This window comes from Verrucosispora sp. WMMD703 (genome assembly GCF_049178935.1).
Lineage (GTDB): Bacteria > Actinomycetota > Actinomycetes > Mycobacteriales > Micromonosporaceae > Micromonospora > Micromonospora sediminimaris.
Genome location: NZ_JBMHMM010000002.1, coordinates 38,482 through 63,416, shown reverse-complemented (window position 1 = coordinate 63,416; position 24,935 = coordinate 38,482). Strand labels below are relative to the sequence as shown.

Sequence of the window (24,935 nt, the reverse complement as noted above, 5' to 3'; positions counted from 1 at the left end):
GTCTGTGGACGCCCACCATAACGGTCAAGATCGATCGGTGCGGTCCCGGTTTTCCACCCTTCCCCCCGGCCGGTGGGGGCGCCATCAGTACCAGCCAAGGGCGTCGACCAAGGTCAAGGGTGGGCCGTAGGCCCATCGCGCAGCGACGCGCAGCGCCCTTGACGTTGGGCGGCGACCGGCTACTCTCTCCGGCCCCCACGGGGTGGGCCCGTGATACGCACCGCCAGGTGCGTTCGGCGCAAACCCACACCCACGCATCGCGTACGCGATGCGCCTCCTTTGTCGGAGCAAGTTGGAATAAAAGTCTGACTTTTCGTCAGACGGGCCGCGATGCGGCCGGCAGAGACACGGCGGGCGACATCCGCCGGGAGGGTGGTCGACGTGGCTGATCCGGCGCAGGTCGGCGTGGTCCGGTTCGGCACGAGCCAGCGCCGGCGGCGTGCCCACAGCGACGATGATCCGCGCGTGCATCGGGTGACCGTGCGGTTGTCCGAGGCAGAGATGGCGGCGGTCGAGGCGAACGCGGCGGCGGCCCGGATGGCCACCTCAGCGTACCTGGCGGAAGCCGGATCAGCGCCGCTCGTGCCCGCTCCGGGCGGCCCGGACGGTGCTGCGAATACGGGCCCGCTGCTGGTCGAGTTGATGGGCGTGCACCGACAGGTACGAGGCGCGGCGTACAACCTCAATCAGGCGGTGGCACGGCTGCACTCCACCGGCGAGCCGGCCGGGGACCTAGCCGCGACGGCGGCGTACCTGGCGAGAGTGGCGGCGCGCGCCGACGAGCTGGTGACCGCGATCGCCGCCGCACAGACGGGCCGCCGCTGATGATCCCGAAGGTCACCTACGGCAGCCGGGTACGCGGTCTGCTGGAGTACCTGTGGGGGCCGGGCAAGGCCGAGGAACACATCAACCCGCACCTGGTCGCCGGTTACGACGACGTGGAGCTGCTTGCCCCCGAACGCCGCGAGCGCGCCGACGGCGGGTGGTCGCTGGAGGAGCTGGCGGCGCGGTTGGACGCGCCGCAGATCGCCGCCGGCGAGCGCGGGGTGCAGCAGTACGTGTGGCAGTGCTCGCTGAGCCTGCCCGCGCAGGAGGGACAGCTCGACGACGCGACCTGGGGTCGCATCGCGGGCCGGTTCGTGCAGGAGATGGGGTTCACCGGCGACGCGGAGCGGGCCGGGTGCCGGTGGATCGCGGTGCGGCACGGCCTGTCGGCCAAGGGCAACGACCACGTGCACCTGGTCGTCACCCTTGCCACCGAGGACGGGGCGCCGGTGTGGCTGCGGCAGGACAAGCGGCGCAGCCAGCAGGTTGCCGACCTCCTGGAGGACGAGTTCGGGCTGGGCAAGTGGACGCCTGGCCGGGCGGGGGCGACTAAGCGGCCGGAGCTGAACCGGCCGGAGGTCGATCGGGCCCGGCGCAGTGGCCAGGCGCCGGACCGGGAACTGCTGCGCCGCCAGGTCCGGGCGTCCCTGGCCGGGGCCGGCAGCGAAGCTGAGTGGGTCACGCGGATGAAGGGCGCGGGGCTGCTGGTCGCCGCGCGGACCTCGGCGAAGGACCCGAACCAGGTGGTCGGGTACGCCGTCGCGCTGCGGCCGGCGGGGGCAGGCAAGCCGATCTGGTACGCCGGGCGGAGTCTGGACGGCGACCTCAGTCTTCCCCAGATCCGCAAGCGGTGGCCCGAGACGGAGCGACCCTCGGCTGGCCAGTGGAAGGCGGCGGATTCTGCGGAATCGAATCTCCGTGGCGAGGACCGGATGGCGGTGTGGCGGTCGTCGGCTGCCGCGCTGGAGGCGATCAGCGGCCGGCTGGCCGGGGTGGCGCCCGACTCGCCGCAGTGGCCAGCGGTAGCGCGGGCCAGCGCCGAACTGCTGGCGCGGGTGGCGGCGGCCACCGAGCCGTCGGGACGGGGTCCGGTGAGCCGGGCCGCCGATGCCCTGGCCCGCGCGGCGGCACCGCCGCGTCGCGCGCCGGCACCGGCGGCGTCGTCGGTGGCTGGGGAGTTGGGTCGCGTGGCGGACGCGCTGCTGGTCGCCGGACACGCCCGCGACGGTGGTGAGGCGGCCGTCCTGCTCGCCGTGGTCGTTCAGGCAGCCCGGCTGGTCGTGGCGCTGGCCGAGCTGCGCGCCGCGCAGCAACAGGCCCACGCCGGCGGTGCGGCGGCGGCAGCAGCCGCGCATCTGATGCCCCTGCTTCAGTCGGGCACGGGGCTCGTCGACCAGGTGCATGCGCCGACCCAGGGCGGGCTGCCCCAGCGGCCGGTCCACCCCGTGCCGGGCCCGGTACGGCCCCGCATCGACCCGAGCGTCGGGCGGGATCCGCTGCGTTGAGGAGGACAAGGTAGTGCCCGACAACGAGATGGCCGAGATCCACCAGCGGGCTACCGCGGCGGTCACCGCCGCGATACAGGCCGCCGGGCAACTGGCGCAGGCGGCCATCGAGATCCGCATCGCCCAGCTGCAACGCGCCGCCCGAGCGAGCGAGGAACAGGCCCGCCGCATCCGGGCCCAGGTGCGCGGGGCACAGCAGGCCAGCGCGGCCGTGTGGCGCCCGGCGACCCGGCCGTCGTGGTGGCGGCAGGCGTCGGCCGAGGACATCGCGCGGGCCTGGCGGGCCAGCGCCGAATGGGCCGCCGTCGACCCGCGTGCCCAGGCCGCCCAGCGGCTCATTGTCGTGCGGCTCGCCGAACGCGGCGTCCACGTTCACCCGCAGACCGGTGCCCGGCCAGGAAACGAGGCGTGGCTGTCCGACCAGCTCGACCGCGCCGCCATGAATGATTCGGAGGCCCGGACCGAGGACAATGGCGATCGACGCCGCACCGTCCAGGAGCGTCAGGAGACGATGGCGGCGCACGTGCGGGAGGTGTGGACCGCCGACCGGGCGGGGCGGGTCATCGCCTCGGCGGCGTGGCCGGCCCTGGCCTACAAGCTCGACCAGTTAGATCGCGCCGGGCACGACGTGCGCGATCTGCTGCGGCAGGTGCCCGGCTTCGTCGACAAGGCTCACACGCCCGCCGCGTACGCGTTCCGGGTGGTCGATGACTACGTCGCGGACCAGGCGGCCGGAGAAGGAGCTGACCCTGATGCAGGCACCGAGGGAAGCAATTCGGCCACCATCGAGGGTGAGTGGCGTGAGGCTCGCGGTACCGCCCCGGGGGTTGTCGAGGGAAGCATGCAAGGCGAGCGTGCCGAAGCCGAGCGGGCTGTGGCGGGAGCTGACGAGCATGACGCCCGCGCCGCTCAGCTTGCGGCCCGCGCGTACCCGACGTCGACAAAATCCGCCGTCGCTAGTGCGTCGGCAAGCACCCCACCCTCTGACGCGACGGCACAGCACGACGTGACGAGATCCGGCAAGTTGAACCACGACACCCAGGTCACTCGCTGAGCCAGTCCAGCTTTCCGATACCGACGTGGGGCGCACTACTCGGAAGCTGGCCTGTTATCAGCCGAGGTTGCGCTTTCTTCAGCAGGACGATTGATAGTGCCGGCAGAGCGCTCTACGGTCTCTGCGGCCCGCTCGTACAGCGCCTGAGCAACCTCGTACCGTCTGTTCGCAACGAGACGGTCGTCGAGGTCACTTGAGAGATACATCTTCTCGCTCTCGGCGGCCCGTCGGTACAGCGCCTCAGCTTCTTCCTCCCGCTCCTGCAAGACGAGCAGGCTCGCGAGATTGAGCAAGGCACTTATATCACCACTTGCGGCGGCCCGTCGGTACAGCGCCTCAGCCTCTTCAACCCGCCCTTGTTCAACGAGCAGGTTAGCCAGGTTGATCTCGGCAGTATCGTCACCATATTCGGCGGCCCGCCGGTAAAGTCCCTCAGCATCCTCGTGCCGACCCCGTTCAAGCAGCCAGCTCGCAGCCATGTTGGCCACGACCGCATTCTCTGGGCTTGGCAATGCCTCGAATAGCAGGTCTTCGGCCTGTCCACGGTAGCCGAGTTGCCCAAAGCAATTGATCAAACCGATCACTGCTGCGGCTGCGTCAACCCGGGCAGTGGAATGCGCCAGTCGATTGCGGAGGTGGTTGATTTTTCGTGCTGCCTCGACGTGCGTGGCAGGGGTGCGCTGGCGCAGCCGGCGAGCGCCGGGCGTACCTAGGGAGGAGCGCCTTAGTAGCTGCTCGAAGTTCTCCAGGTCGCTGTCGTGCTCAGCCACGGGGCCCACCTCCCTGATGCGCCGTCTTCTCCTTCTTGCGCCACCGGTGCAACACGCCCTCGACCGCTCGGACGGAGGTCTCGCCCAGCAGCTCGACCATCTCCTCCTGGCTGTAGCCGTCCAAGGTGAGTGCCACAACCGCGGCGGTCCGAGCTTCGGCTCTGGTAAGGGCGTCACGGACTCGTTGGTTCCCGGCGGTGATGACCGCCGGGTCGTCGACATTGCTCTCCGCGGGTGTGACGAGCCTCGGGTCGCCATGATCCTGCAGGTGCCATCTCCGCCGCTGGGCCCGACGCGTACGCATCTGATTGGGGAACTCGTACAAGCAGGCGCCCATGAAGTAGGTGGCCAGGCTGGCACCGCCCTCGAACCGCCAGCCACCGCCGACGAGGGCGTTCTTACGGAATCGGGGCAGTGCCAGCGCGACGGTCATGATTGCCAGCTCCTCCCGGGCGTCGGAGTCACGGAACAGCTCCTCCAGCTCGGCCTCACTGGGGTTGAGGGAGAACCCGCGGGTCGCGCTCAGAGTGAAGACGTAGCCGGAGTGCATCCAGCCGCGGAGCACCGCCATCCCGTAGGCGGCGAGCTCGTCCTCGAAGCGCCGATACCGGGGACCGGTGAAGTCCCCGGCGGCGAGGTCCTCCAAGAGGAGCCGGTCGGCCTCTCGGCGCTGCAGGTTCTCCTGCAGCCGCCGGGTGTCCTCGGCGAAGGGCTTGTTCATGTTGGCGAGCACGTCCGTCAGCGGAACGGGCTGACCTAGGTGGAAATCGGCCCGGTCGGAAGGTTGTAGGGCAGCCGCGCGCGCCTCGCCCGCGGGCGTCCCGCCCGCCGCGCCGCCGCCGCCAACCACCACCATCGCCCTTTCGGTCGTCTCGCTTGTGCCGACCCCGGTGACGCATGGGGTCGGCTCCATCGCCGCTCGCGCCTGCGCACTCGCAAGCTCCCGCCCAGTCGCGACCGACGATGAAGACGACCCCTTGTAGGTGCGCCCGTGGCGGTCACCCCACGGACTTTCTCCAACTTTTTCTGTGAACCTTTTCCGCAGATCAAACCGGTCGTGCGCGTGGGGTATCCCCCCGATGTGGACCTACAGCCGGGCGTCGTTCACCACCTGAATCGGAGGTCTTCGTGACACCGTCGCCCCCCGGCCCGCTGCTGACCGTCCGTGCCGCCGTCGTGCTGCTCCTCGCACTCGTCGTCGGCGTGCTCGCCGGCGGACTGGCGTACCTGACCGACCATTCTGTCCCATCGGCTGTGCTCTGGGGCGGCGGTGCTGCCGGGGGGGCGTTGATGGTGTTCCACACCATCGTGGGGCGGTGAACCCCTCAGCGGCCGTGGTCGTGGTCGGCGGTCCGGTGGGCGGTGGTCGGGGCGGGCGAGATGGGCGCAGCGGCCGAGACACCTGTCGACGCTGCGCGGGGTGTGGGAAGGAACGCCTTGCCGGCGACCGAGGCCGCGTCGACCGTGGCAGAGGTGACAGGTTGGCGCTCCGTTGCCGCGATAGGCGTGAGCCTGTCCCAGACCAAGTTGGTCAAGCCCTCGCGGAACGCCTGATCGCCGTGGAGGTCGGCGAGGCGGACCATGTCAGCGGGGTCGTCGAGCTGGCTGATGGCGGTGGTCATTGCGGCGGCGAACGTCGCGCTGAAGGCGGTCTGGTCATGTGCGCGTGCGGCGGCCTGGACGGCGTCGACGCGCAGGGCCTGTTGAGTGCAGGCGTCGAGCAGCGCCCGATCCGCTGGCGTGGTGGCCGCGATGATGGCGGCCGGGGCAAGCGGGCTGATCGCCTCGGACTGGTCCGCTCGGTTGTCGTGCTGCGTCGACGGGCCCGCCGCCGAGGCTGGCGGGGGTGTGTCGCGGACTGCCTGGTGCACGGCCTGCCCGGCGGCGCTGTAGAGGGCTTGGCGCCAGGCCGGGTCGTCGCACTTGAGCATCACCGCGACGGCCATCTCCGTGTTGCCGGGGTCGGCGAGGGCGTGGGTGAGCGCCTTGTCGAACGGGGCGGTGAAGGTGGCCAGGTCGGTGGTGCGGGCCGCGTCCTGGACGGCGCCGCCGCCGGCGACGTGCTGCACGCGCCGGTCCAGCCATGCCTGTTCGTCGGGGGTCAGGCTGTCGCGTAGGTCTGTCGGCATCCAGTTGTCGACCCTGACGGGTACGGCGGGCGCGGCGGCCGACGGTGGTGGGGTGGTGTCGGCCATCAGGTCGATGACCGCGTTGATCGCGCGGAGCCGGCGGCGGGTGTCGAGCAGCTCGTCGCGGCGGGGAAACGGCTGGTCGAGCTGCTCGGTGGCCCGGGCGATCTCTTCGTGCTGACCGGCGATGCGGGCCTGCACAGTGGCCCGGGTGTTGTCCAGGTCGGTGAGCTGGTTCTCCAGGCGGCGGACGAGGCCGGTGGGGTCGCCCTCCACGGCGGAGGTGAGGCCGATGGTGGTGGAGGAGTCGGGGATTCCGTCGAATCGCAGGGCGACGAGCATGCCGTCGCGGCCGGACCAGAACACCGCGTCGACGCCGAAGCCGCCGAGCTGGGCGACGCCGGCGGCTTCGCGCCGGTCGGTGGAGGCGACGCCCTGCGCGGTGGCGGTCAGTGCGTGTTGCAGGGCCCGGCCGGCGTCGGCGCGTTTGGTGAACTGGTGCCCGGCGACGGTCATGGCGAACTTCTCGCCGCGGGTGTCCTGGCGGCGGGCAATGACGTCGTCGAGCACCTCGACGCAGCGGGTGTCCTTGGTGATCCACGCCTTAAGCTCGCCGACCTGGCGACGCAGCGCCGCCTGGGTGTTGTGGTGGGTCCGGTCGGCGCGTTCGAGGCGGGTGAGGTCCTGGGCGACCTGCTCGCGGTCCATCAGCAGCGGGTTGCCGGTGGCGATGGCCTTGATCTGGTGCGCTTGGAGGGTCTCGTCGCTGACGTCCTCGATCTCGCGGGCGGAGGTGCCGCGCATGATCTGGTCGATGAAGGTGCCCTTGCGGGCCACGGTCTGCCAGGAGAAGGCGTCGAAGCTGCCGGCGACGACGTAGCGGTAGATGTTGACCTCGGCGTTCTGGTTGCCCTGGCGAAGGATGCGTCCCTCGCGCTGGGTGACGTCGGCCGGGCGCCACGGGCAGTCGAGGTGGTGCAGGGCGACCGCGCGGGCCTGGACGTTGGTGCCGACGCCCATCTTGGCGGTCGAGCCGATGAGCACGGCGACGTCGCCGGAGCGGCAGGCGTTGAACAGGCTGGCCTTCTTGGCGTCGGTGTCGGCCTCGTGGATGTAGCGGATCTTCTCCCGGGGCATCCCGCGCTCGACGAGCAGGTCGGCCAGGGCGTCGTAGGCGTTCCAGCGTTCGGGGTTCGGGGTGGACTGGTCGCAGAAGACGATCTGAAGCGCACCCGGGGTGGGGTGCGGAACGGGGTCGGCCGCGTCGGGGTTAACCAGGTAGACGGTGTCGCGGGTGTCGCGCCAGATCGCCGCGATCCGATCCGCCGCGGCGTCGATCTTGCCGGGTGCGGTCTGCTGCTCGCCGATGAGCCGCAGGTCCAGGGAAGCGGCGCGTGCCTCGCCCGAGACCTTGAGCATGTTGTCTTCGCTGGGCTCGACCTGGCGGTTGCGGATCCGCTCGACGCGCTCGTCGAGGCCGGAGATGAACTCCTCCAGCTCCGGGGACGGGTCGAGGGTGACGATGTGTGGGGCGCGTTCGCCGTCGTCGCGCTGGGTTAACTGCGGGGTGGGCAGGGCCAGGTCCTCGGGTGTGCGGACGTCGCCGTAGGTGCGCATCATCAGCGACAGCTCGGGCACGTTGGCGTACTTGGCCAGCCGGGCGCGCATCTGGAAGCCCTGCCCGGTCGGGGACACCTCGATGGCGGTGACGACCTTGGCGAAGGTGGCCGCCCAGGTGTCGAAGTCCGTGGTGCCCGTGGCCTGCAGGAGGTCGGGACGGAGCTGGCGGGTCACCACGTACAGCTCCCGCACGCTGTTGGCGATCGGCGTGGCGGTGGCCCCGCACACCACCCGCTGGCCGCGCTGGCGGCGCAGGTAGGACAGCTTCATCCGGAAGTCCACCGCGCGGTCGGAGCCGTCGTTGCCGGCGTCGGGGATGGAGCTGGTGATGGTGTCGTTCTTCAGCTCGTGCAGCTCGTCGCGGTAGACGTAGTCGATGCCGGTCTGCTCGAATGTGACGCCCGGGTCGCGGGCCTTGTCGAGCTTCTCCTTGACCCGCTCTTCCTTGCGCAGCAGCGCCTTCTGCAGGCGCTTGACGCTGCTGGAGCGCTTGGCGTCCTCGCCGTTGGCGATGGCCTGCTCACCGGCGCGGACGATCTTGTCGCGCAGCTCCTGTAGCTCCTCGTCGAGGAAACGGCGCTGCTCGTCCGGGGACAGCGACAGCCGCTCGAAGAACGAGGCGGCCATGATGATCGCGTCCCAGTCGCCGGTGGCGCAGCGGGCGACGAACCGGCGGCGCCGGTCGGTGCTCATGTCGTCGCGACCTGCGGCCAGCAGCCGGGCACGGGGGTAGATCTGCAGGAACTCGCGGGTGAACTGCTCCAGCATGTGGTTGGGCACCACGATCGCCGGCTTGTTGACCAGGCCGAGGCGGCGCTGTTCCATCGCGGAGATGGCCATCACCGCGGTCTTGCCCGCGCCGACGGCGTGGAACAGCCCGACCGCCGGCTCGGCGACGATGCGGGCGACCGCCTCCACCTGGTGCGGGCGAGGAGTGAAGCCGACCGCGATGCCGGGCAGCGACCGGGTCACCCCGACGTAGCTGCGCGGCACGGTGGCGTTGAACATCTCGTTGTAGGTGGTGGCGACGTGCTCGGCGCGGTCCGGGTCCTCCCACACCCACGCGCCGAAGCGTTCCTCCAGCTCGATCGCCTTGGCCTGCGCGGCGGCGGTGGCCTCCACGTCGAGGGCGCGTTTGCCCTCCTCCACTTCCACGAACACCCGGATCGGGGTCTTGGTCAGCAGCCGCTGCGTCAGATCCGGGGCGGCCATCCCGGGGGTGCCCCAGGTCGAGCGGGCCAGGACGCCGGCGCGGGAGCCGCGGACCCGCCAGTCGGACCCGCCGACGTGCTCCACCCGCAGCCCTGGGTCGCGCAGCGTCTCCTGGAGGAACTGCTGGATGAGGGGTGCGGGCAGGAACGGGGCGCCGAACGCCGCGTCGATCTCCCCAGGGCCGAGGTCGCGGGGGATCACCCGTTGTAGGGCGCGCACGTTGGTCTCGAAGCGCGGGTCCGTCTCGGCGGCGGCCTGGGCGATGCGCAACTTCACGCGCACGTTGCCCGACAGGTACTCCGGGGCCTCCACGAGCCGGCCCGTGCCCGGGTCGTCGTAGACCAGGTCGCCGAGCGCGGCGCGGGCCTCCGGCTCGCTGACCCCGAGCAGCCGGGCAACCTCGGGCAGCCGCACGTCGCCGTGCGTGTCGACGCAGATGGCCAGGGCGTCGGCCGGGGTGTCCGCGCCGAGCTGCGGCGCCCGGGGCAGGATCACCCGGCGGGCGAAGATGTCGGCCTTGGTCGCGGTCTGGGTGGTGTCGTCGAAGTACTCCAGGGCGAACACCGTGGCGGCGTGCGGGTCAGTCTGCCGAAAGCGGCCCATCGGCGGGTTGATACGGGCCATCTTCGGCTCGCCCGTCTCCAGGTCGGTCCGCCCGGTGCGGCGCAGGGTGTAGCGGTTGAGTGGCCCGTGGACGGCCACGTAGGCGTCGTACCGGTCGTTCAGCTCGGCGCGCAGCGCCGCCGGTGACCCCGGCGCGGGCGGGCCGCCGTGCTCGTCGCCGTCGTCGACGGTGGCGGCCTCCGCCGACAGCAACGCGGTCACGGTGTCGCGCAGCCCGAGCAGCGCCCGCAGCTCATCGGCCTGGGTAGCGGGCACCTCGTGCGGCACCACCTGGCCGTCGGCGACGGTGGTGAAGGTGCCGTCGTCGCGGGCCTCGATGTGGCCCTCGGCGCGGTCGGTGGGTGCGAGCACCGCCAGCGGTTCGGCCGGCCGGTCGCCGTTGACGCGCGGCGTCATGGTCAGGCCCTCCCGGCGGGCCTCGTCGACGACGTCGCGCAGCACCCGGGCCAGAGCCTCGCTCGGGTCGCCGGCCGCGCGGACGATCAGCTCGCCGTCGCGGTTCATGCCCCGCCCGAGCGTCATCTCGCCGAGCACCCGCTCCGGCCGGTCGGCGAAGTACTCGTTGACCTGGTCGGCCTGCTCAGCGGCAGTGTCCAGGTCTAGGGGGCGGGTCTGCTCCCAGGTGATCGGCCCAGGCTCGCGGTCCGGCTCGCGGCGCCGCAGGATCAACAGGTCGGTGATGGCCTGGGTGCCGGCGGTGGCCTGGTGCGCTCCGGAGGGCAGGCGCACCGCGGCGACCAGGTCGGCCAACGCCGCCATCTCTCGCCGGGCGGCCGGGTTCGCCGAGTCCAGGGTGAAGCGGGAGGTGAGCACCACGACCAGGCCACCGGGCCGGGTCAGATGCAGGCTCTTGATGATGAAGTGGTTGTGGATGCTGTGCCGGCCCGGGTTGTGCCGCCGGTCGGTCAGCCGCACGTCGGCGTACGGCACGTTGCCCACCGCCAGGTCGAACGCGCCGGACGGGGCCCGGGTGTCGGCGAAGCTCTCGGTGCGGATCTCGGCGTGCGGGTACAGGGCGGCGGCGATACCGGCGGTTACCGGGTCCAGCTCCACGCCGACCATCCGTGCCTGCGGCGGGGCCAGGCCGATGAAGTTGCCCGACCCGCAGCCCGGTTCGAGGACCGTTCCGCCGTCGAAGCCCAGCTCCCGCACGGCGTCCCAGATCGCTTGCACGTACGCCGCGTCGGTGTAGTGGGCGTTGAGGGTGGTCAGCTCCGCCGCGGCGTACTCCTGCGGCGACAGCAGCTCCCGCAGCTCGGCGCGCTGCTGCGCGAAGCGGGCGTAGTCGGGGTGGTTGGTGCGGGACTCGAACACCCCCGGCACCGCGCCCCAGCTCGCCCACCGGGCGAGCACCGCCTGTTCCTGCCCTGTGGCAGGGCGGTCAGCGGCTTGCAGTTCCCGCAGGGTCCGCAGGGCGGCCAGGTTCGCGCGGAGCTTGGCCATCTCGCCAGCGGGCGCCAGGTCCTGCTGCCCGCTGGGGCGGAACGATTCCGCGGCATCACCCGCGACGGCGTCGGCATCCGCCGCGGTGGTCTGGTCCGGGCCGGTGTCGCTGGCCTCTTCGGCGGGGTCGGCTACCGGGCCGGGGTCTGCGGCTCGTCCTCGTCGTCTTCTTCCTCCGCGACCCGTTGCCACCACGGGTCGTTCGGGTCCTCCACCAGCGGCGTCCACGTCGGGCTGGCCGCCGGCGTTGTCGACCCGGCCGGTGTCTCGTCTGCCGCCTGCTCGGCGTTCGGGTCGATCAGGATCAGCTCGGGGAGGATCTCCTCCTCCGCCATCTGCTTCGCCGCGTTCAGCCGGCCGAGCTTGCCGAGGTATCCCTCGTCCGGCTGATCCGGACCGGCCAGTTCCTGCGTCCGCTGCTCGATCTGCTCCGCTGCCTGCTCCCCCAATGTCGAGAAGAAGCTGCTCGGGTCCTCGATGGTCGCGTACCGCTGGGGTAGGTATGTCCGCCAGTGCTTCTGGGCCTGCGCCCCGTAGTGGTTCATCCGTCTCCTCCGCGTCGGCCGGGCCGTCCTGGTCACCGTCGGTGGGCGGGTCGGTGGTCGCCTCTTCGCCCGTGTCGACCACCGGCGGCGCGTGGGCCGTGGCCGCGCCGTCCAGGACGGCCGGAGCGGGAGCCGGCACGTCGACCACGGATGTGGCCGGCTGCACTTCGCGGGCGGGCTCCGGGTCTAGGTGCCGGGCGACGTACGCCTCCAGGGCGGCGATGTCCACGCCGCTCGCGCCGACCTGGTAGCGCAGCAGCGACCGCGCCGAGCGGGCGACGCCGGAGCGGCCGGCGGGCGTCTGGTAGGTGCGTGCCGCCCACTCGACCCGGGCGGTGACCACGGCCTCCAGCAGCGGCCGCGCGCCGTCCTGCGGCCGGGGGCCGACCGCCCGCAACGCTCCTGGTGTCGTGGGGTGGGCCTGCACGGCGGGGGCAAGCAGGTGGTAGGCGCGCTCGGCCGCGCGGCGGCCGGCCTCGCCGGGGCCGATGGCCACGGTCACGCCCGCGGCGATGTCGGTCTGCTCGGTGAGCACCGCGACCTGTCCGGGCGTGAGCGTCGGCCCGCACGGTGCGACCACCACCGGGGCGTCCTCGGCGCCAGTCGCGGACCGCGCGATTGCCTCCAGCGCCGTGGCGGTCACCATCACCGGCCGTCCGGTCCGCTCCGGCTGCTCGGCGAGTCCGACCAGCGCGTTGGCCGGCCGGTGGATCGCGGTGGCCGGGCCGTGCAGCACCGCTGGCACCGACTCGTCAGCGCCGGGCGGTGCGTAGCCGACGAAGCTGACCACGGCGTGCGTCTGGGGATCGCGTACGCCGACCACGACCCGGTCCTGGAAGCGATCGACCAGCAGTCCGCCCCGGCCGGTCGACGCCAGCCCGGAGGCCAGAATCTCGGTGTCGGTGAAGCCGGCCCGGCGCAGCTCGTTGACCAGCGCCGTCGGGCGGCCCGGCGCGTACCCGACCGTCCACCGCCCGTCGACCGGAACACCTTGGGCTGCCAGCCACCGGGCCGGCGACGCGCCGTCAGGCTGATCGAGTTGGGCGCGGTAGAACTCGGCCGCCACACGCTGCGCGGCCAGCAGGCGTTGCCGCCGCCCGTCCGGCACCGCCGACAGCCGAGGTGGCCCGGTGACCTGCGCGGCCAGCGACCCGGCACGGTCCCGCAACGCGGCAGTCCGGTCGACCGAGGCCGCGACCCGCTCAACGACCTCCCGCGCCGGCTGGTGCGGTGCCGTCATCACGGCTGCCCGTCGTCGGGCTCGGTGGGGAGCAGCCCGCGCGCCCGCAACGACTCGAACAGGCGTTGATGGTGCTCCAGCACAGCGGTCAGGTCATCGATCTGCGATTGCAGCCCAGCGGCGACGGTGTCGGGCAGGCTCTCCGCGTCCGGCGCGGCCATCGGTACAGCGGCGTCGTCAGCCATCGCTCCCCCATGTGATCGCTTGATCACCACCCTAGTCAGGATGTCGAACGGGATCGACGCCCGCGTGACCGCCGGGCATTGCCGAAGCCCGATGCCACGGAATCACCGACAGGGGCAGCAAGTCAGCCCAGACGCGCGAACCGATACCGGGGTGCGCGCCGGCCGGGCTCTCCAATATCGACGCCTCCGGCGGGGCCTCACTCGGAGATCCGGCAGGGACCACAGGTGCCAGGTGGGTGAGTGGTCACCCAGGGGTGGGATCTCCCCGCGCCGGCCGCCCAAAGGGCTACCAGACCGGCTCTGGGACGGCCAGGCCAAGCCGCTTCGCGGTCGGCTTCGCCGGAGCCTGGCCGTCCCAGAGCCGGCCCGGTCGATCGGAGATCGGCCGACACGAGGAGATCCCACCCCCACCCCGGCGCCGCGCGCGGGCAAGCCCGCAACCCCTGACCGAGGACCTACGCCGACCCCTGTGCCGCGTCGTGTCGGTCGAGCAGGTACTTGACGCTGCTCTTGGCCCACTGCCCCTTCCCCGACGGGGTCGGGACCTGCTCAGCGTTCAACGCCGTGGCGATCGCGGCCAGCGACAGTCCCTCACCCCGCAGCTGCGCCGCCCGGGCGGCCGAGGGCGGCAACGGCGCCGGCGGCCGGCCCAATCGCACACCGCGGTCCCGGGCCGCCGCCATCCCCGCCGACACCTCGGGTCGGCGCCTCTCCGATTCGCTGCTCATGCCCCTCAGCGTACGGCAAAAAGGTACAGAAAAAGCCTCCGAGGGCAGCTTTTTCTATACCTTTTCCTGTACGATAAAGGAGCAAGGAACGGCCCGGCAGGTGCCGCAAACACCCAGCCGGGCCAGGAAGAACAGCCCTCCGTGAAAGGGAGTTCCATGTCCCAGCATACGGCCATTCCGGCCCGGGAGATCGACCACAACGACCAGTGCGTTGGCTGCGGTGCCGCCGCCTACGGCGTCAGTGCCGGTGACCCGTGCGAACCGCTGTGCCCGTTCGAGACCGGCGATTTCGGTCCGGCGGTCGTCCTGCGGGCCACCAACCGTCGAGTGCTCGACCACCCGGCCGGGGTCGGCTACGACATCGCCGGCGCGATCTTCGCCGCCGCCGTCGACCTGGTCGGCCGCGACCAGGCGCAGGCGCTCGCCGACGAGTCCCGGCAGGCGCTGGCTGACTACCTGGTCGGCCAGTGGGGGCCGAAGGCTCAAGCGATCCACAACCAGGTCGTCTACCGGCACGGCCTGTTTGCCCACCCCTACGAGATCGCGACCTCGCTGTACGGCGCGGCCGACCAGTACGACGGCAACGACCCCGACCCCGACGACTGCTGACACCCGGCCGGGGCCGGCCCCTGGTGGGCCGGCCCCGGCTCCCACCAACCCCCGTCAGCACATGGAAGGGATCGAGACCATGACCAGCAGCAACACCCGGCCTGCCCAGCTCGCACCGGTCCGCGTCGGCCGAGGCCGCGTCGTTCACCTCGGCAACCTGAGCAGCCTCACGGGCCCGGCCGGCGAGCCCCGCTACGTCCCCGGCTCGTGCGGGGCCGGCACCCGAGGCGACACCGTCTCGGTCGGTGCCGCCGTGACCGAGCCGATCGACTGCCGCACCTGCGCGCGCTCCAACCCGGTCCGCGTTGCCTGGATCAACGCCACGGTGATCGCGGCGACCAAGGAGCCGGTGACCCTGCCGCACACCGGCCTGACCGTTCCGCACACCCAGCTCCGGGTCGACGGGCCCATCCAGCTGGGCCCCGGCCGCGCGGAGCAGCACAGGCTGTACCTCGGCGACCGCTTCGTCGGCTGGATCACCACCCACCCGCACCACCCGCACCGCAGCGCTACCTACCGGACGAACTCCCTCGGGGGCAGGGAACTCGACGAGTACGCCCAGCAGTGCCGTCTGTTCACCGGGGAGCCCGCCACCGTCGCCGACGTCCTGGCCGAGCTGGTCCGCGAGCACAACACCGCGCTGGACATCGCTAAGCGAGTCGCCGCAGGCCATGCCCCGGTCCGGCTCATGGCGCACACACTCACCGGTGATGGTGAGCCCATCGGCCAGCCCTACCCGGTCTCCTACGCCGGCCTGACCTGCGTCGACCCATTGATGGCCGACAATCCGATCTGGCGCGGCGCGATCGCCTACGCCCTGCACCACGACCGGCCCGCCAGCACCGGCCAGCACTGGCAGCTCTGGACCAGCACCGGCTGGACCCGCCTGCCCGAGGTACTCGATCTCGCAGAAGACAGCGACGGCTGACCGGCCCTGCCCCGCGTCCCGGCCGCCCCGGTCCGGGACGCGGGGGCCGTGCCCGGCAGAACCCAGCCTCACCCCTTCTGGAGCGACCGTGACCATCACCCGCGACGCCCGCACCATCCTCGCCACCGCCACCGTGGCCACGTACCGCCCGCTGCTGGCCTGGGCCGTCGGGACCACCTCGTGCGGCCACGCCATCGACCCCCTGACCTACTGGCGAACCCGCGACGCCCGCCGGCTCGCCCCGGAGTACGCAGGGCAGACGCTGCCTGCCGGCCGGATGCTCCGACTCACCCGGGCCCGCATCGAGATCACCGACGGCAACCTCCACCGGCCGCTGCGGCTGAACTGGACCGACCTGGGTGCCGTTCTCGACAACGGCCGGATCACCGACGACCTGATCCGCCGCTGCGAGCAGGCCGTCATCGCCTGGCGCGACCACCCCGGCGGCTTCCGAGGCGCCGGCTGGTCCGACGTCGTCGACGCCTGCTCCCGAGCCGGACACGCGGTGTGGGCCGCGTGCCGGCCAGCCGACCCCGGCGAGCAGCTCGACCTGTTCGCCGACGTGGAGAGGTGAGAACGGTCAGCAGCAGCATCGGGCGATACCTCGCTGGTAGTACCGCCGGTGCTACCAGCGAGGTAGGCTCAGGCCATGACCGCGAAACGCTCCATCAGCGTCCCCGATGACGTCGCGCAGTGGCTCGACGGCCAGCCCAACGTCAGCGCCGCCATCACCGCGGCCGTCCGTGCACAGATGGCCGCCACGCAGCTCGACGAGGCGTTGCGTCGGGCGGGCATCGAGGTCACCGACGCCGGAAAGGCCCGCTGGCGCGACCGCCTCGCCACCCCCATCCCGGACGAGGCCCTGGCCGAGGGGCAGCGCCTGCTCGACGAGGCCGCGTGAGCGACGACCAGGTCGCCGTCGTCCTGGACGCCACCGCACTCGCCGCGTACGTCGACGGGCAGGTCGCCGTCGGTGAGCTGATCGCCGAGGTCGCCGACGAAGGCCGCACGGTCGGCGTGCCCGCCGCCTGCCTCGCCGCCGCCTATGCCGCCAGCAGCAGCGAGGTCAGCGCCGCCCTGCTCACCCTTCTGATCACCACCCCGACCGTCACCGTGCTACCTCTCGGCGCCGAACCCGGCGTCGACGACACCCGCCAGGTCGGCACTCTCGCCCGCGCCGCAGGCGGTGACATCGCCCTCGGGCACGCCGCCCGTACCGCCATCGCTCACCAGGCGCACCTAGCCACCACCGCGACCACGCCAGCTGCCGCCGTTCTGCCCGGCGGCTGGAGCATCCTCGACCTCAGCCAGGCGTGACCCGCGCCGGAGTGCGTGCACCTGCGCCCGCTAGGAGTTCGCTGGTGACCCCTCACGTACGTCTATGACGGCCACCGTCACGTTGTCTGGGCCGCCCTGGTCGAGCGCTGACGTGATGAGGTGCTCAACCGCTTCCTGCGCAGTCGCGGAGGTTGCCAGAACTGTGTGGAGACGATCGTGGGGCACGTACGAACTGAGCCCGTCGGAGCACAGCAGGAGCCGGTCGCCGGGTTTCAAGGTCAACAGGGTGATGTCCGGTGACCGGCCGTCTGGCCTGCCGTCCAGGAAGCGCGCCAACCTATCGGGAAGTCTGGGCACCGTCGCGGAGTCGGCGAGGAGACGCTTATAGACGTGGTCCTCGGTGATTTGCGTGGTCTGACCGCGTCGTGGTCCCTGCCTGTGGAGGAGGTAGGCCCGGGAGTCACCGAGATTGGCCAGGGCAGCAGTCGTACCTGCTCTGAGTATGGCGACCAGCGTGGTGCCCATGCCGGCTAGCCCCGGCTCAGCTGCGATTCGCTGCCGCAGCGCGTGGTTGGCCGCAGTGACCGCCTGTCCGAGCGTGGCGGACAGCGCATCTGACGCGACTACCTGGTCGTAGCGCCGTACTGCCTCGATGGCCGTGGAACTGGCGACATCGCCAGCGACGTGGCCTCCGAGCCCATCGGCGATCGCGACCAGGGACTGCCCCAGGTGGAGTTGATCCTCGTTGCGTCGCCGGACGAGCCCGATGTGGGAAGCGCCTGCTACCTCGACGCTCAGAGTCGACATCATCTATGTCACCCTTCCGCCACGTCGATGGGCTCGTCGGGCCACGGCTCCTGCGCCGACTCATCACGATGCAGGACGTGGATGGTCTCGACGCGATCGCTGGCGACGACGTACTCGGTTACCTCGACTGGCTCACCGTCACCACCCGAGGTGCCCACCCGGACGATCTCCAGCACTGGAAGGTTGGTCGGGATCTCCAACAGGGCTGCCTCCTGCTTGCTGGGCATACGTGCCCGGTGGATCTCCATCCAGGTGATCGGCCAGTGGCCGGCCATCTCCAACCGGTAAAGCCAGTCGCCGGGCCCTGGGGCTTGCGAGGCGACCCCAGGAACGTTGGCCACGCGAGGGTGGATCCAGGAGATGTTGATCTGAAACGGAACCTCGGATTCAGGGCCGGTGACCCGGAAACGCCGCAACACCTGGGCGCCCGGCTCGACCTTGAGCAGCTTGGCGATGCGCGGGTCGATCAGGGGCTCAACGGACGCGACAGGTGGGATGTGGTGTTTCCACACCTCCTGGCTGCTCGCCGAAGGAAAGGAGTACCCGGTCCCGGTGACGTTGCGTTTCACCAGGTTCCCCCGAGGACGGCGCGGACGGATCGTTCCGTAGCGCACGATGATTCCTCGGCCCTGGACAGCCCAGACGTAGCCCTCCGCCTCCAAGGCTGCGATGGCCCTGCCGACGGTGTCTCGGTTCGCCCCGTACTCGGCGGCGAAGTCGTCCAGTCGCGGCAGCTTGGCACCAGGCTCCCACTCGTTGGCCTCGATCCGATTGCGGATCTTGGCGGCAATGTCCAGGTAGCGCGAGTGCACAGCCACCGCATCTCCCCTTTCTAAAAGTCTTGGGACAATCGTTGACAGGGACCAACCTTAGCGTCAACATTGTCCCAAGATAAGTCGGCGGGCCTCAACGGATCGCACCCAATGGGAGCCCAAAGAAAGACCGTGCGGCGGATCGCACCCGCCGCACGGTCAATGCCCTGCGGATTTCCCCAGGGCGTCGGCATCTCTCACCTGAAGGAGCAACAGATGCCTGCAATGAGGGTACGTGCTGCCCGAAATCAGGGGGTAGCACCCCATCCCGGATCGATGCCTGGTGACGTGTCTGCGCTAGTGGCGCGGGCGCAAGCGGGTGACGTCGAGGCGTTCGGCGAGATCTACGGCCGGTACCGCGACCAGGTGCATCGGCAGGTGTACCGGCGGGTGCTGGACCCGGAGGCGGCCGAGGACCTGACCTCGGAGACGTTCACCCGAGCGCTGGCCAACATCGCCTCGTTCCGGTGGCGCGGTAGTGACTTCGGAGCGTGGTTGGCCACGATCGCCCGCAACCTGGTCATCAACTGGCAGCGGTCGCACCAGCGGCGTGAGCGGCCGGTCGCCGAGCTGCACGACGCCGCCCCGGTCGGCCGGGTACCGAGTCCCGAAGCGGACGCGGTGGCGAACCTGACCCGTGAGGCCCTGCTCGCCGGCATCGAGCAGCTCACCCCGGAACAGAAGCGGGTCGTTGCCCTGCGCTACTTCGGGGAGCTATCGATCGAGGAGACCGCTTCCAAGCTCGGCAAGACCCCGGGCGCGGTGAAGGGCCTCCAACACAAGGCCCTTAAGGCGCTGCGAGGGCTGCTGCCGGCGGCGGCGGTGATGCCGGCATGACCACCACGACGATGACGCCCAACGGCACCGACCGGGCCGCCGCCGTGCGGGCCGCCAACGGCCAGCCGGCCCCGGCACAGCGGATGCCGATGGGTATTCGGGTCACCAAAGGCCCCGGTGCCCCGGCGCCAACGCCGGCCGCACCGAGGGACACCGCGCCGACGGCCCCTCGCGGCGTGGAGGACCTGCTGCGGATGGCCGCCAGTAGTGATCTGGCGCGGACTCGGCACCTCGGCGCGAAGATCGCCGGACTGGTGAAGGACCTGGGCGCCCGGATTGAGGCGGAGCAGGCGCAGCGCCAGGAGCGGGATGCCGCCGAGGCGAAGCGCCGCGAGCTGGCCGAGGTCGAGGCGAAGTTGGCGAGCCAGCTCGCCGAGGTGCGGCAGAAGCTGCGTGGGACACGTGATTCCGCAGCATCACCGTCGCGTGGCGGCCGCCGGGAGGGCGCCGACCAGCGGGCCAAGATCCGCGCTTGGGCGGTCAACGCCGGCTTCGAGGTCGCCGAGCGGGGGCGGATCTCCCGCCAGGTCGTGGAGGCGTGGGCCACCGCGACCGGGGCGGAGGTGACCCGGTGAAGACGCTGACGAAGCTACTGCTTCCGACCGCCGCCCTGGTGTCGGTGGCCGGGCATGTTTGGGCTGCTCACGCGGTGTGGTCGCAGCGTACGCAACTGGCGCAGGCCCGCCGTGCGGCGTTGGTCGACCCGCTGACGGGCCTGGCGAATCGGGCCGGGCTGGCCGAGGCGTTGGCGGACCTGGCCGGGGAGCCCTACGACCTGGCGATCGTGGACCTGGACGGGTTCAAGCAGGTCAACGACACCTACGGCCACGACGCGGGTGACGCGGTGCTGGTCGAGGTCGCGGGTCGGTTGTCCGACGCGATCTACGAGGTCGACGGCTCAGTCGTGGCTCGGCTCGGCGGTGACGAGATGGTGATGGTCTGTCCGTCGCCGGCGCCGATCGCGCACCTCCTTGGGACCGAGGCGGTGCGGGCACTGGCCGCGCCGGTGACGCTGCCGGGCGGGCAGGAGTTGGCCGTACGGGCCAGCGTTGGCGCGGTGTCGGCGATGGTCGGCGACCAGCCGTCGCGGGTGTTGCGCGCGGCGGACCTGGCGCTCTACCGGGCCAAGGCCGGCGGTGGCGACCAGGTCGCCGAGTACAACCGGATCGCCGAACTGCCGGAGATCGAGACGCGGCCGGTCGTGCGGCTGCGGGAGCTGAGCGAGACGGCCCGCATGCTGGGGGGTGCGGCATGACGACCTCGACCGCGTTGGACATGGCCGTGGTGTTGGACTGCTACCGGGCCGACCTGCGTGACCTGACGGACGTCGAGCTGGAGCGTCGGGCCGAGAAGGTGGCGGCCCTGCCCGGCCAGCTCGCTGACGAGCTGCGGCACCTGATCGACGCCGAGTGGGAGTACCGGCTGGCCGTACGCCGCCCGACCACACCACCCCCGGCCCCGGTGCGGCTGAACCGTTCGCGGGTGGTCGCTGCCGCCGCCGGTGTGGTGATTACCGGAGCGGTCGGCGCCGGGGTTGCTGGCCGAGGGCTGGCCGAGCACGCCGACCAGGTGCCACAGGCCCTGCTCTACTCCCCGGCCGTCGCGGTCGGCCTGATCGCCGCGGTGGTCGGCGGTAGCCGGTTGGCGCGGTGGATCGACGACCACCGGCACCCCCTGGCCGTCGACGTCGACGAGGCCGACCTGAACCCGCTGGGCAGGCACCTGCTGGCCCAGGTTCGGGCCAGCCGGCAGGCCCGGGGCGAGGTGTCGTGATGGCAGGCCAACTCGTGGTCCGCGTGCACCTGGACTGGACCGACCCGGGTCACTACGACGCCAGCCGGGCGCTGCCCTGCCGGTGCTGCACCACCCCCACCAAGATGCGCGACAGCCAGGGCGCCGCCTGCCACCAGTCGTGCGCCGAAGACGAGATCGCCCGGGAACTGCTCGGCAGCGGACGGGCCCGGATCGCCGACGAGCGGGTGCCTGCTCCGGCTCAGAGGTTGCAGGAGGTGGCGCGGTGAGCGTCGACCAGGACGTGACATACCCGGCGGCGGGCTCGCAGTGGCGACCGCTGGACATGGGTGTGGACTACCAGCGGCGTGGTGATCTGCTCGTGCCGGCAGGTTTGCCGGTCGCGCCGGCGGCCGTCGAGGCACCGCCGGTCGCTGCGGAGCCGGCGGTACCCGCGCTGGTTCCGGTTCCGTTCGACGACTCGGACCCGGAGCTGGAGATCGAGGACCGGCCGGCTGAGGTGGCGCGCGGTGGCAAGGCCCGGTCGTCTGTCGAACTGCGTGAGCAACTCGCCGAGGCCCGCGCGTTGATCAACGTGCGGCGTGAGGACGAGCGTGAGCGCCGGGCGATGGACGTGGAGCACCGGGTCGGGCTCGCCTACGTCCAGGAGCGGGAGCGGACCGAGGCCCGGCAGCGCCGGGAGCGCGACCGTGAGGCGGCGGAGGCCGCCGAGCTGGCCGAGCTGTACCGGCGAGCGACCCGCTCGGGCGCGCGGGCGCGGATCCGGGCGGAGATCCAGGGGTCGGCGGAGATGCGGGCGTTGCGGGTCGCGAAGGTCCGCACCGTCGCCCTGGTGGCCGGCATTCCGGTGCTGGCGGCGTTCGCCGCCTGGTCGACCACCGGCGTCCAGGCCGGGGTGGCCCGGCTGCTGGACCTGAACACCGGCACGGCCTCTTGGTGGGCGGCGTGGGCGGTGGAGCCCGCACTGATCACCGTCGTCGCCTTGATCATCCTCGGCCGGGCCGTGCTGCGGTCCTCCGGCGGTGACGTCGACTGGAAGGCCGGGGTGGCCGAGTGGACCGCCCTCACGCTGTCGCTGGCGCTGAACATCGTCGGCGGCTGGCACGGCGGGTGGGAGGGGCTGCTGACCGCGCTGCCCCACTCGATCGGTCCGATCGGCTGCGCCGGGACGGCGTTCCTGATCGGTTTGTTCGACTCCTACGTCACCGCCGCCCAGCCCTGGAAAGACGCCCCGCGGCTGGCCGATCTGGACCTCACCCCACCGTCGGTCGACGTCCCGCCGGGCGGCATCAACCGGGGAAAACACCCCCTCGCGGCGACCGCGTCGACCGGACTGCCGGACGACGTCCGGAACCTCCTGGACGACGTCCAGGAGGCCATCAGGGTCGGCGCTCTGCCGAAGGACCCCTCTGGCTACGCGATCTACAAGCACGTCATGAACGGCCGTGGCGACAAGGCCCGCGCCTCGAAGGTGTCGTCCCTGGTTGCCGGCTGGCGACCCGAACTACGCGCGGTCTGACCCGCGCCCCCGACCGATCCGCCTGGGCGCGGCGCCACCACCGCGCCCAGGCCCGACCCGGACAGTCCCATGACCACTCATCACGCACGACCAGGAAGTGATCCGGTGAGCGCCCTACCCGCCGACGACAACTACCGACCGTCACCGATGCCGCGAGTTCCATTCCGGCGTGAGGCGGACGTCGTTTCCCTCGTTCCGCCCAGGCCAGAGGGCCAGCCGACCCCTCCCCTACCGGAACCCGATCGGGATGAAACCCCGCAGAACGACCAGCCCACTTCCAGCCCCAACTCCGGCACCAGAATTACTCTTAGTGACCTTCCGGGTGATTGGGAGAGCGTCACGGCGCTGTGGACCGGCTCCCCGGAGCCCCTGCGCGACCTGGTCGACCAGGCCGCCCGCGCCCGCAAAGACGAGGACGCTCAGGCGATCGCCATGGCGTGCTGGGCGGTGCTGGTGCTTATCCCCCGCGGGCTGCTGCACCTGGCCTCGTGGGTCCTGGCTCATCCCCTTCGGTCGCTGGCCGCCGCCGCAGTGGCCGCGATCTTCGTCGCAACCCTCTGAAAGGAGGCACCCGCCCATGTCCAGCGCAATGATTCTGCTCGCCGGCATCGTCTACATCGCCCTGTCGATCGCCTTCGCCTTCACCCCCCGCCTGAGGGTCGTGACCGGCCTGGTGGTCGGCGGGCTTCTCGCCGGGGCGGTCGTCAAGCAGGTCAACAAGTGGCTCGCCACTGGCATCGACAAGATCTCTGAGCCGGTCGGCGACTGGATCGGCCAAGACACCAAGGACGTGGCGGTGGCCATCCCCACCGCCATCGGACTTGGCCTGGCCATCGTCGTGATCGTCTTCCTGCGCCGAAAGGGCGGCGGCGGTAAGGCCGCCGGTAAGGGTGCCTTCGGCAAGGGCGGTGGCGGTGGCGGTGGCCGCGGCCACCTGGCGCATGCCGCGCTGGCCTGCGCGCTGCTGCTGCCGATCGTCATCGGTGGTCTCGGCGAGACGATCCGGAGCGTGGCTCAGTGATCTTCTTCGACATCCTCGTGTGGCTGGCGGTGGCGAAGTTCGCCGTGCTGCTGCTGGAGGACTCCGCCTACGCGGTGCGGGGCAAGCAGTCCCCGCGCCGCCAGGCCCGCGCCCGCCACCAGGCCGCCCAGCAGAAGACCGGGGACAGCACCACCGGTGCTCCGCCGGCCAGTGGTGGCCGGCGGTCGGGGGGCACCACGTTGGGGGCGGCGGACGGCTACCTCGCCGGGCTGATCGAGGACGCCACCGAGCGTGCTCGGGCCCGGCGTCGCCGCGCCGCCGCCCGCAAGCGCGGCGCCCAGGCCGTCGACGGCGTCGTGGTCGACGTCGACGAACAGGGCCGCTGGTACGCCGACTGCGACGTGTGTGGCTGGCACAGCCGCCCGTACCGGATCGAGGCCAACGCCCTCGGTGCCGGCCGGGAGCACACCCGCACCGAGCACCCTGACCAGTACACCGGACAGCCCGAGCCCACCAAGGCCACCGAGGGCGATTCCACGGAATCCCCCGCCCCCACTCTCGCCGACGTCACCGAGGAATCGGGCCGGCCGGCGCTGCGGGTGATTCCCGGCGGGGCACAGGGCACCCCGCCGGCGGGGCCGGCGGTGGACCCGAAGCCCGCCGACGCTTCACCGGTGGCGACGTCGGCCGCCGGGGACCGGCCGCCGGCACGTCCACAGATGAGGCACGAGCGCCTGGAGGCCGTCACCGCCGCCGTGGTACCGCCGCCAGCCCGCTACGGCTGGCGGTGCCCCCGCTGCGGCGCCCGGAAGGAGGGCCTCGCCTCGTTCGAGGCCGCCGAACTCGACGCCGTGGCGCACACCTGCGAGAGCCCGGCTTCGGCCGAGCCGGTGACGGACGCGGATCGGGAGCGGCTGCGCAGCGAGCTGTACGGCAAATGCGCGTACCGCACCGTCCGCGAAGGGTTCGCGGACCAGTGGTGCGAGAACCCGGTCGCCGAAGGCCCGTACTGCGGCGACCACCAGGACTCCGGCACTGCTGCCGGGGATGACCAGCACCACCCGACCGGCGTCCCGATGGCGCCGGACGGTTCGACCACCAGCACCAACGACAAGGAGTTGCACGTGAACCTCGAAGCCACTGGCCCGGAGGAGATCCGCGCCGCCTTCACCCAGGCCGCCGAGACCGCCGGAGAGCGGGCGGAAGAGATTGGCGGGATCGCGGGCGTGCTGACCGAGGCCGCCGACCGGTACGAGTCCCTAGAGATGGCGGGCTCCACCGTCGGGCACCTGCGCGACGCCGCGGAGCAGTTCGCCGCCGCGCAGGCCGCGCTGAACACCGCCCACGAGGAGCTGCAGGCCGCCCTGTCCGACTTCAACACCAAGGACGGCCAGGTCGCCGACGCCGTTACCGAGACGGGCGGCAACGTCGCCAGCAGGGAAGTCCTGGTCGGCTGACCAACTCCCACCCCGGGCCCCGGGGCGACCACCGCCCCGGGGCCCACAACCTCTCCCGAACCCCCGCCAGCTTC

General features: G+C 71.6%; 25 protein-coding genes. 18 read left to right on the top strand and 7 right to left on the bottom strand.

Going from position 1 to position 24,935, the window contains the following annotated elements:
• Nucleotides 1-381: 381 nt before the first annotated feature.
• From ACN26Z_RS00385 to ACN26Z_RS00375, 3 genes are read left to right on the top strand one after another with little or no spacing between them, the layout of a single operon-like run.
• Entirely contained in the window at nucleotides 382-825 is a 444-nt protein-coding gene (locus tag ACN26Z_RS00385) for a plasmid mobilization protein (RefSeq protein WP_421459548.1), read from the top strand.
• Entirely contained in the window at nucleotides 825-2,330 is a 1,506-nt protein-coding gene (locus tag ACN26Z_RS00380) for a relaxase/mobilization nuclease domain-containing protein (RefSeq protein ID WP_421459547.1), read from the top strand. The genes ACN26Z_RS00385 and ACN26Z_RS00380 overlap by 1 nt, the downstream gene beginning before the upstream one ends.
• A 13-nt stretch (nucleotides 2,331-2,343) precedes the next feature.
• A complete protein-coding gene (locus ACN26Z_RS00375; protein WP_421459546.1) occupies nucleotides 2,344-3,384 on the top strand; it encodes a hypothetical protein in 1,041 nt (346 codons plus the stop codon).
• Between the two features lie 35 nt (nucleotides 3,385-3,419).
• Here ACN26Z_RS00375 and ACN26Z_RS00370 read toward each other — a convergent pair whose 3' ends face one another.
• Both ACN26Z_RS00370 and ACN26Z_RS00365 read right to left on the bottom strand, forming a co-directional pair.
• Nucleotides 3,420-4,154, bottom strand: coding sequence for a tetratricopeptide repeat protein (locus tag ACN26Z_RS00370; protein ID WP_421459545.1), 735 nt, complete (start codon nucleotides 4,152-4,154; stop codon nucleotides 3,420-3,422).
• Nucleotides 4,147-5,067, bottom strand: a complete 921-nt coding sequence (locus ACN26Z_RS00365) for a hypothetical protein (RefSeq protein WP_421459544.1) — start codon at nucleotides 5,065-5,067, stop codon at nucleotides 4,147-4,149. The genes ACN26Z_RS00370 and ACN26Z_RS00365 overlap by 8 nt, the downstream gene beginning before the upstream one ends.
• 215 nt (nucleotides 5,068-5,282) lie before the next feature.
• On the opposite strand from ACN26Z_RS00365, the gene ACN26Z_RS00360 reads away from it, so the two are divergent.
• On the top strand, nucleotides 5,283-5,474 hold the full coding sequence (locus ACN26Z_RS00360) for a hypothetical protein (RefSeq protein ID WP_421459543.1): 192 nt from the start codon (nucleotides 5,283-5,285) through the stop codon (nucleotides 5,472-5,474).
• Nucleotides 5,475-5,479: 5 nt separating this feature from the next.
• On the opposite strand, the gene ACN26Z_RS00355 is transcribed toward ACN26Z_RS00360, so the two are convergent.
• The 3 genes from ACN26Z_RS00355 to ACN26Z_RS00345 form a co-directional block, all read right to left on the bottom strand.
• Nucleotides 5,480-12,967: a helicase-related protein gene (locus tag ACN26Z_RS00355; RefSeq protein ID WP_421459542.1), complete on the bottom strand. Its 7,488-nt coding sequence runs from the start codon at nucleotides 12,965-12,967 to the stop codon at nucleotides 5,480-5,482.
• Nucleotides 12,967-13,152: a hypothetical protein gene (locus ACN26Z_RS00350; RefSeq protein ID WP_421459541.1), complete on the bottom strand. Its 186-nt coding sequence runs from the start codon at nucleotides 13,150-13,152 to the stop codon at nucleotides 12,967-12,969. Before ACN26Z_RS00350 ends, ACN26Z_RS00355 begins: the two co-directional genes overlap by 1 nt.
• A 455-nt stretch (nucleotides 13,153-13,607) precedes the next feature.
• Nucleotides 13,608-13,880, bottom strand: coding sequence for a recombinase family protein (locus ACN26Z_RS00345; protein ID WP_204026010.1), 273 nt, complete (start codon nucleotides 13,878-13,880; stop codon nucleotides 13,608-13,610).
• A gap of 156 nt (nucleotides 13,881-14,036) precedes the next feature.
• Here ACN26Z_RS00345 and ACN26Z_RS00340 point away from each other — a divergent pair, with 156 nt between their 5' ends.
• The 5 genes from ACN26Z_RS00340 (at nucleotide 14,037) to ACN26Z_RS00320 (ending at nucleotide 16,734) form a co-directional block, all read left to right on the top strand.
• Nucleotides 14,037-14,489 carry a hypothetical protein gene (locus tag ACN26Z_RS00340; protein WP_421459540.1) on the top strand — a complete coding sequence of 151 codons (453 nt, stop codon included), beginning with the start codon at nucleotides 14,037-14,039 and terminating at the stop codon, nucleotides 14,487-14,489.
• 79 nt (nucleotides 14,490-14,568) lie between these two features.
• The gene (locus tag ACN26Z_RS00335) at nucleotides 14,569-15,417 is read left to right on the top strand and encodes a hypothetical protein (protein ID WP_421459539.1); all 849 of its coding nucleotides are present in this window, start codon (nucleotides 14,569-14,571) and stop codon (nucleotides 15,415-15,417) included.
• Between the two features lie 88 nt (nucleotides 15,418-15,505).
• Entirely contained in the window at nucleotides 15,506-15,991 is a 486-nt protein-coding gene (locus ACN26Z_RS00330) for a hypothetical protein (protein WP_421459538.1), read from the top strand.
• Between the two features lie 75 nt (nucleotides 15,992-16,066).
• Nucleotides 16,067-16,318 carry a hypothetical protein gene (locus ACN26Z_RS00325; protein ID WP_421459537.1) on the top strand — a complete coding sequence of 84 codons (252 nt, stop codon included), beginning with the start codon at nucleotides 16,067-16,069 and terminating at the stop codon, nucleotides 16,316-16,318.
• Nucleotides 16,315-16,734, top strand: a complete 420-nt coding sequence (locus tag ACN26Z_RS00320) for a hypothetical protein (protein ID WP_421459536.1) — start codon at nucleotides 16,315-16,317, stop codon at nucleotides 16,732-16,734. The genes ACN26Z_RS00325 and ACN26Z_RS00320 overlap by 4 nt, the downstream gene beginning before the upstream one ends.
• A 30-nt stretch (nucleotides 16,735-16,764) precedes the next feature.
• On the opposite strand, the gene ACN26Z_RS00315 is transcribed toward ACN26Z_RS00320, so the two are convergent.
• Nucleotides 16,765-17,502 carry a PP2C family protein-serine/threonine phosphatase gene (locus ACN26Z_RS00315; RefSeq protein ID WP_421459557.1) on the bottom strand — a complete coding sequence of 246 codons (738 nt, stop codon included), beginning with the start codon at nucleotides 17,500-17,502 and terminating at the stop codon, nucleotides 16,765-16,767.
• Between the two features lie 8 nt (nucleotides 17,503-17,510).
• The gene (locus ACN26Z_RS00310) at nucleotides 17,511-18,314 is read right to left on the bottom strand and encodes a GntR family transcriptional regulator (RefSeq protein ID WP_421459556.1); all 804 of its coding nucleotides are present in this window, start codon (nucleotides 18,312-18,314) and stop codon (nucleotides 17,511-17,513) included.
• A 288-nt stretch (nucleotides 18,315-18,602) separates the two neighbouring features.
• Between ACN26Z_RS00310 and ACN26Z_RS00305 the strand changes: the two genes are divergently transcribed.
• The 9 genes from ACN26Z_RS00305 to ACN26Z_RS00265 all read left to right on the top strand — a co-directional run bounded on the left by ACN26Z_RS00305 (nucleotide 18,603) and on the right by ACN26Z_RS00265 (nucleotide 24,861).
• The gene (locus ACN26Z_RS00305; protein ID WP_421459535.1) at nucleotides 18,603-19,151 is read left to right on the top strand and encodes an RNA polymerase sigma factor; all 549 of its coding nucleotides are present in this window, start codon (nucleotides 18,603-18,605) and stop codon (nucleotides 19,149-19,151) included.
• The gene (locus ACN26Z_RS00300; protein ID WP_421459534.1) at nucleotides 19,148-19,726 is read left to right on the top strand and encodes an Lsr2 family DNA-binding protein; all 579 of its coding nucleotides are present in this window, start codon (nucleotides 19,148-19,150) and stop codon (nucleotides 19,724-19,726) included. Before ACN26Z_RS00305 ends, ACN26Z_RS00300 begins: the two co-directional genes overlap by 4 nt.
• Nucleotides 19,723-20,406 (top strand): GGDEF domain-containing protein, encoded by a 684-nt coding sequence (locus ACN26Z_RS00295; protein ID WP_421459533.1) that lies wholly within the window; start codon nucleotides 19,723-19,725, stop codon nucleotides 20,404-20,406. Before ACN26Z_RS00300 ends, ACN26Z_RS00295 begins: the two co-directional genes overlap by 4 nt.
• Nucleotides 20,403-20,924 (top strand): hypothetical protein, encoded by a 522-nt coding sequence (locus ACN26Z_RS00290; protein ID WP_421459532.1) that lies wholly within the window; start codon nucleotides 20,403-20,405, stop codon nucleotides 20,922-20,924. The genes ACN26Z_RS00295 and ACN26Z_RS00290 overlap by 4 nt, the downstream gene beginning before the upstream one ends.
• Nucleotides 20,924-21,172 (top strand): hypothetical protein, encoded by a 249-nt coding sequence (locus ACN26Z_RS00285; protein WP_421459531.1) that lies wholly within the window; start codon nucleotides 20,924-20,926, stop codon nucleotides 21,170-21,172. Before ACN26Z_RS00290 ends, ACN26Z_RS00285 begins: the two co-directional genes overlap by 1 nt.
• Complete coding sequence (locus tag ACN26Z_RS00280) at nucleotides 21,169-22,422, top strand: hypothetical protein (protein WP_421459530.1); 1,254 nt, start codon at nucleotides 21,169-21,171, stop codon at nucleotides 22,420-22,422. Before ACN26Z_RS00285 ends, ACN26Z_RS00280 begins: the two co-directional genes overlap by 4 nt.
• A 105-nt stretch (nucleotides 22,423-22,527) precedes the next feature.
• The gene (locus tag ACN26Z_RS00275; RefSeq protein ID WP_421459529.1) at nucleotides 22,528-22,983 is read left to right on the top strand and encodes a hypothetical protein; all 456 of its coding nucleotides are present in this window, start codon (nucleotides 22,528-22,530) and stop codon (nucleotides 22,981-22,983) included.
• 16 nt (nucleotides 22,984-22,999) lie between these two features.
• Entirely contained in the window at nucleotides 23,000-23,443 is a 444-nt protein-coding gene (locus ACN26Z_RS00270; protein ID WP_204026039.1) for a hypothetical protein, read from the top strand.
• Nucleotides 23,440-24,861 (top strand): hypothetical protein, encoded by a 1,422-nt coding sequence (locus tag ACN26Z_RS00265; RefSeq protein WP_421459528.1) that lies wholly within the window; start codon nucleotides 23,440-23,442, stop codon nucleotides 24,859-24,861. The genes ACN26Z_RS00270 and ACN26Z_RS00265 overlap by 4 nt, the downstream gene beginning before the upstream one ends.
• Nucleotides 24,862-24,935: the final 74 nt, after the last annotated feature.

What these genes read in the sequence shown, in the direction of transcription:
- ACN26Z_RS00270 (WP_204026039.1), top strand. Translation starts at nt 23,000, where the DNA reads ATGTCCAGCGCAATGATTCTGCTCGCCGGCATCGTCTACATCGCCCTG.
- ACN26Z_RS00340 (WP_421459540.1), top strand. Translation starts at nt 14,037, where the DNA reads ATGTCCCAGCATACGGCCATTCCGGCCCGGGAGATCGACCACAACGAC.
- ACN26Z_RS00335 (WP_421459539.1), top strand. Translation starts at nt 14,569, where the DNA reads ATGACCAGCAGCAACACCCGGCCTGCCCAGCTCGCACCGGTCCGCGTC.
- ACN26Z_RS00285 (WP_421459531.1), top strand. Translation starts at nt 20,924, where the DNA reads ATGGCAGGCCAACTCGTGGTCCGCGTGCACCTGGACTGGACCGACCCG.
- ACN26Z_RS00380 (WP_421459547.1), top strand. Translation starts at nt 825, where the DNA reads ATGATCCCGAAGGTCACCTACGGCAGCCGGGTACGCGGTCTGCTGGAG.
- ACN26Z_RS00290 (WP_421459532.1), top strand. Translation starts at nt 20,403, where the DNA reads ATGACGACCTCGACCGCGTTGGACATGGCCGTGGTGTTGGACTGCTAC.
- ACN26Z_RS00300 (WP_421459534.1), top strand. Translation starts at nt 19,148, where the DNA reads ATGACCACCACGACGATGACGCCCAACGGCACCGACCGGGCCGCCGCC.
- ACN26Z_RS00325 (WP_421459537.1), top strand. Translation starts at nt 16,067, where the DNA reads ATGACCGCGAAACGCTCCATCAGCGTCCCCGATGACGTCGCGCAGTGG.
- ACN26Z_RS00365 (WP_421459544.1), bottom strand. Translation starts at nt 5,067, where the DNA reads ATGGAGCCGACCCCATGCGTCACCGGGGTCGGCACAAGCGAGACGACC.
- ACN26Z_RS00355 (WP_421459542.1), bottom strand. Translation starts at nt 12,967, where the DNA reads ATGACGGCACCGCACCAGCCGGCGCGGGAGGTCGTTGAGCGGGTCGCG.
- ACN26Z_RS00315 (WP_421459557.1), bottom strand. Translation starts at nt 17,502, where the DNA reads ATGTCGACTCTGAGCGTCGAGGTAGCAGGCGCTTCCCACATCGGGCTC.
- ACN26Z_RS00345 (WP_204026010.1), bottom strand. Translation starts at nt 13,880, where the DNA reads ATGAGCAGCGAATCGGAGAGGCGCCGACCCGAGGTGTCGGCGGGGATG.
- ACN26Z_RS00350 (WP_421459541.1), bottom strand. Translation starts at nt 13,152, where the DNA reads ATGGCTGACGACGCCGCTGTACCGATGGCCGCGCCGGACGCGGAGAGC.